At 62.7% G+C, this 12,971-nt stretch carries 9 protein-coding genes and 2 pseudogenes; 6 read left to right on the plus strand and 5 right to left on the minus strand.

The window, feature by feature from the left end:
* Positions 1-116: 116 nt before the first annotated feature.
* Positions 117-1,286, plus strand: a complete 1,170-nt coding sequence (locus FHT28_RS13290) for an efflux RND transporter periplasmic adaptor subunit (RefSeq protein ID WP_168596480.1) — start codon at positions 117-119, stop codon at positions 1,284-1,286.
* Positions 1,286-4,441, plus strand: a complete 3,156-nt coding sequence (locus FHT28_RS13295; protein WP_168596481.1) for an efflux RND transporter permease subunit — start codon at positions 1,286-1,288, stop codon at positions 4,439-4,441. Before FHT28_RS13290 ends, FHT28_RS13295 begins: the two co-directional genes overlap by 1 nt.
* A 17-nt stretch (positions 4,442-4,458) precedes the next feature.
* Here FHT28_RS13295 and FHT28_RS13300 read toward each other — a convergent pair.
* The 3 genes and pseudogenes from FHT28_RS13300 to FHT28_RS13310 all read right to left on the minus strand — a co-directional run bounded on the left by FHT28_RS13300 (position 4,459) and on the right by FHT28_RS13310 (position 5,766).
* A pseudogene (locus FHT28_RS13300) lies at positions 4,459-4,863 on the minus strand (type II toxin-antitoxin system VapC family toxin).
* A 1-nt stretch (position 4,864) separates the two neighbouring features.
* Positions 4,865-5,061 (minus strand): annotated as a pseudogene (locus FHT28_RS13305) (AbrB/MazE/SpoVT family DNA-binding domain-containing protein).
* 90 nt (positions 5,062-5,151) lie between these two features.
* On the minus strand, positions 5,152-5,766 hold the full coding sequence (locus FHT28_RS13310; protein WP_037196006.1) for a hypothetical protein: 615 nt from the start codon (positions 5,764-5,766) through the stop codon (positions 5,152-5,154).
* A 314-nt stretch (positions 5,767-6,080) separates the two neighbouring features.
* On the opposite strand from FHT28_RS13310, the gene FHT28_RS13315 reads away from it, so the two are divergent.
* Positions 6,081-6,236: a hypothetical protein gene (locus tag FHT28_RS13315; protein ID WP_167669529.1), complete on the plus strand. Its 156-nt coding sequence runs from the start codon at positions 6,081-6,083 to the stop codon at positions 6,234-6,236.
* Positions 6,237-6,249: 13 nt separating this feature from the next.
* Here FHT28_RS13315 and hutC read toward each other — a convergent pair whose 3' ends face one another.
* Both hutC and FHT28_RS13325 read right to left on the minus strand, forming a co-directional pair.
* Positions 6,250-6,969, minus strand: a complete 720-nt coding sequence (gene hutC, locus FHT28_RS13320) for a histidine utilization repressor (RefSeq protein WP_168596525.1) — start codon at positions 6,967-6,969, stop codon at positions 6,250-6,252.
* Between the two features lie 80 nt (positions 6,970-7,049).
* Positions 7,050-8,393: a formimidoylglutamate deiminase gene (locus FHT28_RS13325; protein ID WP_168596482.1), complete on the minus strand. Its 1,344-nt coding sequence runs from the start codon at positions 8,391-8,393 to the stop codon at positions 7,050-7,052.
* Between the two features lie 101 nt (positions 8,394-8,494).
* Here FHT28_RS13325 and hutI point away from each other — a divergent pair, with 101 nt between their 5' ends.
* The 3 genes from hutI to hutU are packed head-to-tail and all read left to right on the plus strand — an operon-like array spanning position 8,495 to position 12,970.
* On the plus strand, positions 8,495-9,751 hold the full coding sequence (hutI, locus tag FHT28_RS13330; protein ID WP_037196187.1) for an imidazolonepropionase: 1,257 nt from the start codon (positions 8,495-8,497) through the stop codon (positions 9,749-9,751).
* On the plus strand, positions 9,748-11,283 hold the full coding sequence (hutH, locus tag FHT28_RS13335) for a histidine ammonia-lyase (protein WP_037196011.1): 1,536 nt from the start codon (positions 9,748-9,750) through the stop codon (positions 11,281-11,283). Before hutI ends, hutH begins: the two co-directional genes overlap by 4 nt.
* A gap of 1 nt (position 11,284) precedes the next feature.
* Complete coding sequence (gene hutU, locus FHT28_RS13340) at positions 11,285-12,970, plus strand: urocanate hydratase (protein ID WP_047637723.1); 1,686 nt, start codon at positions 11,285-11,287, stop codon at positions 12,968-12,970.
* Position 12,971: the final 1 nt, after the last annotated feature.

The raw sequence follows: 12,971 nt of genomic DNA on the forward strand, positions 1-12,971 counted from the left end.
CAATGCGCGGCACACGATATCGAGCAAAAAGTCACGTCGATTTGATGTTTACAATCATTCATGAATGTTTGTATATTGCGGCGCAACAAAAATGTCTGAGATCGCGGTGATTTTCCATGACGATGCATATTTCTCTCCTCCTGCGCAGCAGTCTCGCCGCAGCCGGACTATTCATTTTCGGCGCATTTCCCTCCCTCGCGCAGCAGGCCGGACAGATGCCGCCGCCGCAGGTGACGGCAATCGAGGTCAAGCCCCAGACCGTATCGCTCTCCTACGAATATGCTGCGCGCATCTCCGCCTTTAGGCAAGTCGATGTGCGGGCGCGCGTGGGCGGTATCCTGTTGAAAAGAAACTTTGTCGAAGGTGCCGAGGTCAAGGCCGGCGATGTGCTGTTCCTGATCGATCCGGCGACCTACCAGGCAGCGCTCGCCCAGTCTCAGGCGCAGCTTCAGCAGACGCAGGCGCAGCTCACTCAGGCTCAGCGCGAGGAAAAGCGCAACATCAACCTGTTCGACCAGAATGCAGCGACACAAAAGGCTCGTGACGACGCCATTTCGGCGCGGGAGCTGGCGGAAGCGGCGGTCGCGGCCGCGCGGGCACAGGTTCAGACGGCGCAGCTCAATCTCGACTATACCAAGGTGACCGCACCGATCGGCGGCATCACCAGCCTGGAGCAGGTCTCCGAAGGAAGCCTGATCGGCACCACGGGCGATACCGGCCTGCTCACCAACATCACCCAGCTCGATCCGGTCTATGTCAATTTCTCCTTCTCGGATTCCGAGGCTGCGGAAGTGCGCCGGCTCGTCGACATGAAAAAGGCCAAGGGCGAGGCGCCCAATCTCGGCGTCAAAATCTCTTTCGGCGACGGCACGAGCTACGATCATGACGGCGTCGTCGACTTCACCTCCTCCACGATCGACGTGTCGACCGGCACGCTGCAGGCCCGCGCCGTGGTCGACAATCCCGATCGCCGGCTGCTGCCGGGCCAGTTCGTGCGCGCGCGGGTAACGGGCGTGTCGCTCGACAACGCCATCACGATCCCGGAAGTGGCATTGATGCAGAGCCCGCAGGGGCAATTCGTCTACACGATCGACCAGGACGGCAAGGCGCACGTCAATCCGGTAACGCTCGGCCAGAAGGTCGGCAACAGCTGGCTGGTGCTTTCGGGCCTCAAGGCCGGTGACAAGCTGATTACCGAAGGCATCATCAAGGTGCGCCCGGGCGCAGCTGTGCAGGCGACGGCGGATGCAACGCCCAAGGACGCGAAAAAGGTGGCGCAGAACTGATGTTGGGCAACAGATTCTTCATCGATCGCCCCGTTTTCGCGGCGGTGATCTCGATCGTCATTCTGCTTGCGGGCGCCGTCTGCATACGCATTCTGCCGATCGCGCAATATCCCGAGCTGACGCCGCCGCAGGTGGTGGTCACCGCGACCTATCCCGGCGCCAGCGCCGAGACGGTGGCCCAGACCGTTGCAGCTCCACTGGAGCAGCAGATCAACGGCGTCGAAAACATGCTCTACATGCAGTCGACGAACTCCAACAGCGGCGCGATGCAGATCACAGTGACCTTCGCGCTCGGCACCGATCCGGACCAGGCTGCGATCAACGTCAACAACCGCGTGCAGCGTGCGGTCTCGACCCTGCCACAGGACGTCACACGCCTCGGCGTCGTCGTCACCAAGCGTTCGACCTCCATCCTCGGCTTCGTGGCGATGTATTCCACCGACAGCCGCTACGACCGCACCTATGTCGGCAACTACGCGCTTCTGAACGTCATCGACGATCTCAAACGCATTCCCGGCGTCGGCGACGTCAACCTGCTCGGCGATGTCGATTATTCGATGCGCATCTGGCTGCGGCCGGACAAGCTGGCGCAATATAATCTGACGCCGAGCGATGTCGCGACCGCCATCCAGGAGCAGAATTCGCAATTTGCCGCCGGTCGCTTCGGCGACCAGCCCAGCAACAATCCGCAGGCTTTCACCTATACCGTGACGACACAGGGGCGCTTGCCCGATGTCGACGGCTTCGGCGAAATCATCCTGCGTTCGACGGCCAATGCCGCGACGCTGAGGCTGAAGGACGTGGCGCGCATCGAACTCGGCACCAAGAGCTATTCCATCCAGAGCAGCCTCAACGGCACGCCGGCAGTTCCGATCGCCGTTTATCTGCAGCCGGGCGCCAATGCTTTGAATACGATGGCGGCACTCAAGGGCCGTCTCGACGAGTTGCAAAAATCGTTCCCGCATGGGGTCGCCTATCAGATTCCCTACGACACGACGAAGTTCATCCAGGTATCGATCAAGGAGGTGGTGCACACCTTCATCGAGGCGATCCTTCTCGTCATTGTCGTCGTCTTCGTCTTCCTGCAGAACTGGCGCGCGACGCTGATCCCTGTCATCGCCGTGCCGATCTCGATCATCGGCACATTTGCCGGCATGTATCTGCTCGGCTTCTCGATCAATCTCTTGACCCTGTTCGGATTGGTGCTGGCGATCGGCATCGTGGTCGACGACGCCATCGTCGTGCTCGAAAATGTCGAGCGCCTGATGTCGACGGAGAAGCTGTCGCCGAAGAAGGCGGCCATCAAGGCGATGGGCGAAGTCACAGGCCCGGTCATCGCCATCGTGCTGGTGCTCTGCGCCGTGTTCATCCCGGTCTCCTTCATGGGCGGGCTGGCGGGCCAGATGTACAAGCAGTTCGCGGTCACTATCGCGATCTCGGTCACCCTGTCCGGTATCGTGGCGCTGACGCTGACACCGGCACTGTGCGCGCTGATCCTGAAGCCCGGCCATCACGAGCCGGTACTGCCCTTCCGTATCTTCAACCGTGCTTTCGAGCGGCTGACGCAGGGCTATGCGGCCGGCGTCGCCTTCTTCCTGAAGCGCGTCATCGTCGGCTGCGTGCTGGTTGCCGGCCTGCTCGGCGTGACCGGCTATCTCTTCTATACGCTGCCGGGTTCGCTGGTGCCGGACGAGGACCAGGGCTCGCTGTTCCAGATCGCCATCCTGCCACCGGCGGCTTCGCTGACGCGCACCCAGGCCGTCATGGATGAGGCGCTTGCCAACACCGAGAAGCTTCCCGGCGTCGAGAACGTCTTTGCGGTCTCCGGCTTCGACCTGCTGTCGGGCGGCCTGAAGAGCAGCGCCGGCGTTGCCTTCGTGACGCTGAAGGACTGGAGCGAGCGCAAGACGCCCGAACTCGACGCCCGCAATCTCGCAGGCCCGATGATCGGCGCCAACATGGGCATCAAGGATGCCATGGTGCTTGCCTTCAACCCGCCGCCGATCCAGGGCCTGTCGACGACAGGCGGCTTCGAGGTCTATGTGCAGGACCGCAGCGGCAAGGGCGTCGCGGGGCTTTCGGAGCAAGCGCAGAAGCTTGTCGCGGCCGCCTCCAAGCGGCCGGAGCTTGCGGCGGTGCGCACCACGCTCGACACCAACGTCCCGCAGTTCCGCGCCGATCTCGACCGTGAGAAGGCCAAGGCGCTCGGCGTGCCGATCAACTCGGTCTTCGATGCCATGCAGGCGACCTTCGGCAGCCTCTACGTGAACGATTTCACGCTCTACGGCCGCAACTATCAGGTCAATCTGCAGTCGGAGGCGCCCTTCCGCGAATCGCCTGACGATCTGCGCCAGGTCTTCGTGCGCTCCGACAGCGGCAAGATGATCCCGCTCGATGCGCTCATCAAGGTGTCGCGCGTCATCGGGCCGGACCAACTCGAACGCTACAATGCCTTCAACGCCGCCAAGATCACCGGCAATCCGGCGCCGGGCTATACATCAGGCGATGCGATCAAGGCCATGCAGCAGGTGGCGGCCGAGACCTTGCCTGAGGGTTTCCAGATCGCCTGGACGGGCTCTGCCTATCAGGAGCTGGAGACCAGTGGCGTCGGCACGCAGGCGATGATCTTCGGCGTCATCATGGTGTTCCTCATTCTTGCCGCGCAGTATGAAAAATGGAGCCTGCCGCTCGCCGTCATCACCGCGATCCCCTTCGCGCTGTTCGGTGCGCTGCTCGCCACCTATCTGCGCGGGCTCACCAACGACGTCTATTTCCAGATCGGCATGGTGACGCTGATCGGCCTCGCGGCAAAGAACGCCATCCTGATCGTCGAGTTCGCCGTGCTGAAACGCAAGGAAGGGATGAGTGCGGCTGACGCGGCACTCGAGGCGGCGCGGCTGCGCTTCCGCCCGATCGTGATGACATCGCTTGCCTTCATCCTCGGCGTCGTCCCGCTCGCCATCAGCACCGGCGCCGGTTCGGCCAGCCGTCATGCAATCGGCACCGGCGTCATCGGCGGCATGCTGGCGGCAACCTTCATCGCCACCTTCTTTATCCCGATGTTCTACCGCCTGATCGCCTGGAAGCAGCCGAAACCGGAAGACGACGAGGACGAGGCGATCGATCATCGTCCGCATGCGCAGGCGGCGGAGTAGGGTTTCCTGCTCCGCGCTTAGGCCGTTGGACTGATGAGCGTGAGTGACTTGAAATAAGTCTGGAAGCGCTTCGTGTCGCGGGTCAGCAGGGACAGGCCGCTAACGGCCGCATGAGCACCAATGAAAAAATCGGGCGGGACACCGCCGCGTGTCCCGCCCGGTTTGCGATATTGGGTGAAAACCTTGGCTGCGAGGAAGAGCGCTGCCCGCGGGATGGGCATGATCTCGATGCCGGTTTCCGCGAGCATGGCGTCGAGATCTTCTATTCTATCCTAGCGAACCGAGATCTCGGCATAGACGACATCGTTGATGCAAAGAGGGCCGAGAAGGCTTGCGCCATCAAGCTGCGCCAACGACCAATCAAACCACACCGGATCATTCGTGATGATATCCAGGAGGACGTTGGAATCGACAAGGATCACGTCAGCCATCGCCGCGCGTCAATGCCATGATCTCGTCGGTGCTCATGCCCTTTCCGGAATGCCCGCGAAACTTGGCAAACCGGCTGACTTGCTTGCCGGCCGGCGAAAATCGACCTGGCTGCCAGGTCCGATTCCCAGCATGTCGCGAACGGCCTTGGGAATCGTGACCTGTCCCTTTGCTGTTACGGTCGTGCTCATGCGCGCCTTGGTAATGACCTCTGAAGCAGAGGTCTTACTTTTGGAGGCCGAGTTCAAGGCAATCGCGCAGTGTGCCGGTTCGCCTGACGATCACATCGGCGGCACGGTGCCGTTGAGGCCGACGGCGACGCGGTCGGCTGATACGGTCGTAGCGTCAGTTTGCTCTCCGGTGATGAAAACACCGGCACCGGGCTTCAGATCCGCTTTCGTGGCGGTTGCCAGCGTCACGACGGGCGTGCCTTTGGGAATGTTGATCTTGCGCTGTCCGCCCTTGTAGGTGAGCGTCAATGTCGGGCCATTCACCGAGGTCACGGCATTGGCGACCGTCGCATTGGTCATGGAGCTGTTCGGCTTTGAATCCCAGGGGCGATCGCCCTCTCCCGTTCCCTTCAACGCCGCCGGGAAGATGACGACTTCTATGGCGCCGTTGATGCCGCTGTCAGTCGGCTGCGAAGCGATGCCGACGAAATCGCCCGGCTTGATGTCATCGACGGCTGCCTGGACGACGCCGCTGACGTTCCAGCCGGATTTCAGCGCAACCGTCACGTCATTGCCGTCACGGGATTTGACCTTGAGCGTGTCGCCATTGAGGCTTTCGACGGTGCCGCGTACCCTGACGCGTTCGGCGGCATCAACGCTTTGCAGCGCGGCGAACATTGCGACGGTGAGCGTCAGCGCACCCGTGATCAGGCGTTTGCGATGCATGGCAGTGTCTCCTTGAGATATCGGCCGAGCGGTGAGCCGGTCGTGTTTGATGCGATGCTGAGCCGGCCAGTGGGATATCCTTGCGGGGATTGGTGGGCGGGGCCATCGACACAACGATCCTATGCGCCGGCTCTGCCGTTCGCCATTCAAACAAGCGTGAGATGAGGGCTATGTTCCGCCCGAGAATTGATTGGAAAAACCGGAATAAGTGCGGAAACATCAAACTTTGCTTAACGTTTGACGTTAGACTGGGGTGGTTGTCTCGAAATCCCTGTCGCGCCGTTGCGCTGGGCTGGGGAGGTTGGAGAACCGATATGACCGCGATTCGTCCACTTCTGATCGGTATCATTCTGATTCTGGCGCTGGTGTTGATTGCGCTCAGCATCCTGCTGGTCGATCCCGCTCAGCCGCTGCGCCAATCCGACAGCCTCATACCCATGCAGACCGAGCCTACGCAGCAGCGGCCATAGCGGGCGGTGTCGGTCAGCTCGACGGGGTAAAGCGCGCTACCAGGCTGTGACGATCGCCGGGATAGGTAAGGCGGACATGGGTTATCGGGCCGGTGGAACTCCATGTGCGCCGTTCGACGACAAGACAGGCGGTCCCCTTGGGAACGTCAAGGCTCGCGGCGGCCTCGCCCTCGGCGGATATGGCACGGATTTGGTGTTCGGCGGTGCTCCATGGCACTTGGTTCAGCAACCAGGGGCCCGGTGGCAAGGTCGCGAAGTCGGCTTTGGCCGCCTCCGGCACGGCATCCAGGTTGATGACACGATCTTCCAGGCAGAAGGGTCGCGGGCCGGCATAGTGAATGCAGCTGATTTCGAGCACCGGGACGGAGCCTGCAAACTGCAGCCGCCGCGCGTCCTCCGACCGGTCGCGCCGCTCGGTGCGTTTCACGAGTTTGTGCGAATAGGGCAGGTTGAGCGATTGGACTTCCGATTTGATGTCGTGGATTTCCAGCACGGCCGATTGCGCCAGCGGATGGGTGACGAAACTGCCCGAGCGCTTTCTCCGCTCGATCAGGCCGGCACGGGCAAGCTGGGTCAGCGCCTTGTTCACGGTCATGCGCGAGCAATCATATTGCTCCGCCAAGGCCAGCTCGAATGGGATGCGATGACCCGGCGGCCAGGCGCCCGAGACGATCTGGCCCTCGATATCGTTCAGGATACGCTGATGCAGGGTCGCCTCTTTACCCGTGGTCATGCCGCCTGCCATCTCCGTGTAAGACATGGGAATTCCCGTGAATTATTTAAGGGCCAATCGGCGGGAGGAAAAGTGGTTTCTCAACCGATCAGCTCGGCCATTGCCTGCCGGAACCGTGCAGAGATCGTCTCTCTCTTGATGTGGCGACCGCCTTCGACCTGCTTGCGGCCCAAAACCCAGACGCAGTCGACCGTGACACCACCGGCAAATGTCCAGTGATCGAGAACGCGGTCGCCGGACAGATACGGCACGGCGCTGGCATCGAGGGAAACCATGTCGGCGTAGTTGCCGACGGCAAGCCCAGCCGCCGCTTTCAGGGCTGCGCCGCCGCCTGCCAGCGCGCCATCGAACAACATCCGCGCCGTCGAGCCGCCTGTTGAGGCGATGACGTTGCGGGCGCGCAGTGCCAGTCGCTGCGAATATTCCAGTTGCCGCAGTTCTTCCGGAACGGAGATCAGGATGTTGGAATCCGAGCCGATGCCATAACGGCCGCCTTCCCCCAGGAAGAGAGGGGCGGCGAATGCGCCATCGCCGAGATTGGCCTCGGTGATGGGGCAGAGGCCGGCGATCGCGCCGCTCTTCGCCATCCGCCGGGTTTCATTCTCGGTCATATGGGTGGCGTGGATCAGGCACCAACGGTCATTGACCGGAGCATTGTCGAGCAGCCATTCCACCGGCCGCGCGCCGGACCAGGCAACGCAATCCTCGACTTCCTTCACTTGTTCGGCGACGTGGATATGGATTGGCCCGTCACCGGCCATCGGCACGAGCTTTACAAGTTCTTCCGGCGTCACGGCCCTCAGGCTGTGCGGTGCGATCCCAAGTTCGGCGCCGGGCAGGCGGCTTGTTACCGAGCGGCAGCCGGCCATCAGCGCCTCGAAGCTTTCGAGCGAATTGATGAAGCGGCGCTGGCCGTCGATGGGGGCCGCGCCGCCGAAGCCGGAATGGGCATAAAAGACGGGGAGCAGCGTCAGCGCGATGCCGGTTTCGGCGCTGGCCGCGCCGATGCGCTCCGCCAGTTCGGCGATATTGGCATAGGGGCTGCCGTCCTTGTCATGGTGCAGGTAATGGAATTCGCCGACGCGGGAGAAGCCCGCTTCGAGCATCTCCATATAGAGCTGCGCGGCAACGGCCTCGACATGATCGGGGGTCATCGACAGCGCGAATTTATACATGACGGTGCGCCAGCTCCAGAAGCTGTCATTTGCCGGGCCGCGGACTTCGGCAAGGCCGGCCATGGCGCGCTGGAAGGCGTGGCTGTGCAGATTCGGCACCGCCGGCACGAGAATATCCTGCCTGTTGTCGCCGCCTTCGGGCGCGACATCAACGGCGATATCGGCAATGCGGCCGCCTTCGAGGGTCAGCCGCACATTTTCGTGCCATCCGTCGCCAAGCAATGCCGAGCGTGCGTGAAGTGTCGTCATGGTCTCACCCTTTCCTTTCGGACTTGGAGTCCAAAATCCCTCTTGTCAGCCTTTTTAATATGTATATACATTATGAGCCAACGATGAAAGGCGTAAAGCTGATGCGTGGGAACAATTTTTCCGAAGATAGCACGGCAAGCGACGGCGCAATCCGCGTCTGGCGCAATGCCCGTTTGGCGACCTTGAAAGAGGGCTCGGCTCGGCTTGGTACGGTCGAGAAGGGTGCGATCCTGACGAAGGATGGCCGCATCGTTTTTGCCGGCAGCGAAGCCGATCTGCCCGATGTCTCCAACGCTGATGCTATCGATCTCGAGGGGCGCTGGGTCACGCCCGGTCTGGTAGATTGCCACACGCATATCGTCTATGGCGGCAATCGCGCCCGCGAATTCGAGATGCGGCTGGAGGGTGCTAGCTACGAGGAGATCGCCCGCGCCGGCGGTGGCATCGTCTCCTCCGTCAACGCTACGCGCGCGCTGTCGGTGGATGAGCTTGTTGCCGTCGCGCTGCCGCGGCTCGATACGCTGCTGGCCGAAGGCGTCACCACGATCGAGGTGAAGTCCGGCTACGGTCTCAATATCCCATCCGAATTGAAGATGCTGCGGGCCGCTCGCCGGCTCGAAGAAGTTCGCCCGGTCCGGGTCGTCACTTCCTATCTCGGCGCGCATGCGACGCCGGCGGAGTACAAAGGCCGTAACGGCGACTATATCGACGATGTCGTGCTGCCCGGATTGAGGCAGGCGCATGCAGAGGGTCTCGTCGATGCCGTCGACGGCTTCTGCGAAGGGATTGCCTTCTCGACGGCGGAAATTGCTCGCGTTTTCGATCTTGCCCGGTCGCTCGGCATTCCGGTGAAGCTGCATGCGGAACAGCTTTCCAATCTCGGCGGCGCCAAGCTTGCGGCCTCCTATGGCGCACTTTCCGCTGATCATGTCGAATATCTCGACGAGGACGGCGTCAAGGCCATGGCGGCGGCGGGAACGGTTGCCGTGCTCCTGCCGGGCGCCTTCTATGCCATCAACGAGAAGCAGAAGCCGCCGGTCAAGGCTCTGCGCGAGGCGGGCGTTTCGATCGCTATCGCCACGGACTCCAATCCAGGTACGTCGCCCCTGACGTCGTTACTTCTGACCATGAACATGGCTGCCACACTTTTCCGCCTGACGGTCGAGGAATGCATCGCTGGCGCCACCCGCGAAGGCGCGCGTGCCCTTGGCCTGCTGTCCGAGACGGGGACGCTCGAAGCCGGCAAGTCGGCCGATTTTGCTATCTGGGACGTCGAAAGCCTTGCGGAGCTGGTCTATCGCATCGGCTTCAATCCGCTCCATGCTCATGTCTTCAAGGGAAAAAGGTTCAACCGATGACTGTCGTTCTCCATCCCGGCTCCGTTTCGCTGCAGCAACTGGCGACGATCTATTGGACCGGTGAGCCGGCTAAGCTCGATGCCTCCTTCGATGCGGGCATCGCCAAGGCCGCCGCCCGGATCGCCGAGATTGCCGCCGGCAATGCGCCTGTCTATGGCATCAACACCGGCTTCGGCAAACTGGCATCGATCAAGATCGACAGCGCCGATGTCGCCACGCTTCAGCGCAATCTCATCCTCTCCCATTGCTGCGGCGTCGGTCAGCCGCTGCCTGACAATGTCGTCCGTCTCATCATGTCGCTGAAGCTGGTTTCGCTCGGGCGCGGCGCCTCGGGCGTGCGGCTGGAGCTGGTACGGCTGATCGAGGCCATGCTCGACAAGGGTGTCGTGCCCGTCATTCCGGAAAAGGGTTCGGTCGGTGCATCGGGCGATCTTGCTCCGCTCGCGCATATGACCGCCGTGATGATGGGCCATGGCGAAGCCTTTTATGCCGGAGAGCGCCTTTCCGGTGCTGCGGCACTCGAAAAGGCAGGCTTGAAGCCGGTCGTGCTCGCCGCCAAGGAAGGGCTGGCGCTGATCAACGGCACGCAGGTTTCGACCGCGTTGGCGCTTGCCGGTCTCTTCCGTGCCCATCGCGCCGCCCAGGCGGCCCTCATCACCGGCGCCATGTCGACGGATGCGGCCATGGGCTCCTCCGCACCGTTCCACCCCGATATCCATACGCTGCGTGGCCACAAGGGCCAGATCGATACCGCCGCCGCCCTTCGCGGGTTGCTGGCCGGCTCGGTGATCCGCGAGAGCCATATCGAGGGCGACGAGCGCGTGCAGGATCCCTATTGCATCCGCTGCCAGCCGCAGGTCGACGGCGCCTGCCTCGATCTCCTGCGCTCTGTGGGACGCACGCTCGAAATCGAAGCCAATGCAGTCACCGACAATCCGCTTGTGCTGTCTGATAATTCCGTCGTCTCCGGCGGTAATTTCCATGCCGAGCCGGTCGCCTTCGCCGCCGACCAGATCGCTCTTGCCGTCTGCGAAATCGGCGCGATCGCGCAGCGCCGTATCGCGCTGCTCGTCGACCCCGCGCTCAGCTACGGCCTGCCGGCGTTTCTCGCCAAGAAGCCGGGCCTGAATTCCGGCCTGATGATCGCCGAGGTGACCTCGGCGGCGCTGATGTCGGAAAACAAGCAGATGTCGCATCCGGCTTCGGTCGATTCGACGCCGACCTCCGCCAACCAGGAAGACCATGTGTCCATGGCCTGCCACGGTGCGCGCCGCCTGCTTGGCATGACTGACAATCTCTTCGGCATCATCGGCATCGAAGCGCTGACCGCCGCCCAGGGTGTCGAGCTGCGCGCGCCGCTGGCGACCAGCCCGGAACTGACCCTTGCCATCTCAGCGATCCGCACCGTCGTGCCATCGCTCGAAGAAGACCGCTACATGGCAAACGACCTCAAGGCCGCCAGCGACCTCATCGCTTCAGGCGCGCTCAATGCCTCGATTTCAACCGACATCCTGCCCTCCTTGGAGATGTGACATGACAAACCCACGCCATAATATCCGCGAAATCCGCTCCCCTCGCGGCCCGGAGCTCAACGCCAAGAGCTGGATGACCGAAGCGCCGCTGCGCATGCTGATGAACAACCTCGATCCGGACGTGGCCGAAAATCCGAACGAACTGGTCGTTTATGGCGGCATCGGCCGCGCCGCCCGCACCTGGGACGATTTCGACCGCATCGCCGCGACGCTGAAGACGCTGACCGAGGAAGAGACGCTGCTGGTGCAATCCGGCAAGCCGGTCGGCGTGTTTCGCACCCACAAGGATGCGCCGCGCGTGCTGATCGCCAATTCCAATCTCGTGCCGCACTGGGCGACCTGGGATCACTTCAACGAGCTGGATAAGAAGGGCCTTGCCATGTACGGCCAGATGACGGCCGGCTCGTGGATCTATATCGGCACGCAGGGCATCGTGCAGGGCACCTACGAGACCTTCGTCGAGGCAGGCCGCCAGCATTATAACGGCAACCTCAAGGGCAAGTGGATCCTGACCGGCGGTCTCGGCGGCATGGGCGGCGCGCAGCCGCTGGCGGCCGTCATGGCCGGTGCCTGCTGCATCGCCGTCGAGAGCGACGAAACCCGCATCGATTTCCGCCTACGCACCCGCTATGTCGATGAAAAGGCAAAGACGCTGGATGAAGCGCTTGCCATGATCGACAAGTGGACGAAGGCCGGCGAAGCCAAGTCCGTCGGCCTGCTCGGCAACGCCGCCGAAATCTTCCCCGAGTTGGTGAAGCGCATGAAGGCCGGCGGTCCGCGTCCCGACATCGTCACCGACCAGACCTCGGCCCACGACCCGTTGAACGGCTATCTGCCGCTCGGCTGGACCGTGGCCGAAGCCAAGGCGAAGCGCGAGAGCGACCCGAAGGCCGTTGAAGCTGCCGCCCGCGCCTCGATGAAGGTTCATGTCGAGGCCATGGTCGCCTTCTGGGATGCCGGCGTGCCGACGCTCGATTACGGCAACAATATCCGCCAGGTCGCGCAGGATGAGGGCCTCGAAAACGCCTTTGCCTTCCCCGGCTTCGTGCCCGCCTATATCCGCCCGCTCTTTTGCCGCGGCATCGGTCCGTTCCGCTGGGCTGCCCTGTCCGGCGATCCGGAAGATATCTACAAGACCGATGCCAAGGTGAAGGAACTCACTCCCGGCAACACCCACCTGCATAACTGGCTGGACATGGCGCGCGAGCGCATCGCCTTCCAAGGCCTGCCGGCGCGCATCTGCTGGGTCGGCCTCGGCGATCGTCACCGCCTCGGCCTTGCCTTCAACGAAATGGTCAGGAACGGCGAGCTGAAGGCGCCCGTCGTCATCGGCCGCGACCATCTGGATTCCGGCTCCGTCGCCTCGCCGAACCGCGAGACGGAAGCGATGAAGGACGGCTCGGATGCCGTTTCCGACTGGCCGCTCTTGAACGCGCTGCTCAACACTGCTTCCGGCGCCACCTGGGTGTCGCTGCACCATGGCGGCGGCGTTGGCATGGGCTTTTCCCAGCACTCCGGCATGGTCATCTGCGCCGACGGCACGGATGATGCCGCCCGCCGTCTGGAGCGCGTCCTCTGGAACGACCCGGCGACCGGCGTCATGCGTCATGCCGATGCCGGCTACGACATCGCCATCGATTGCGCCAAGGAGCAGGGCCTGCGCCTGCCGGCCATCCTGGGGAACTGAA

The organism is Rhizobium sp. SG570, from assembly GCF_012275345.1.
GTDB classification, from domain to species: Bacteria; Pseudomonadota; Alphaproteobacteria; order Rhizobiales; family Rhizobiaceae; genus Rhizobium; species Rhizobium lusitanum.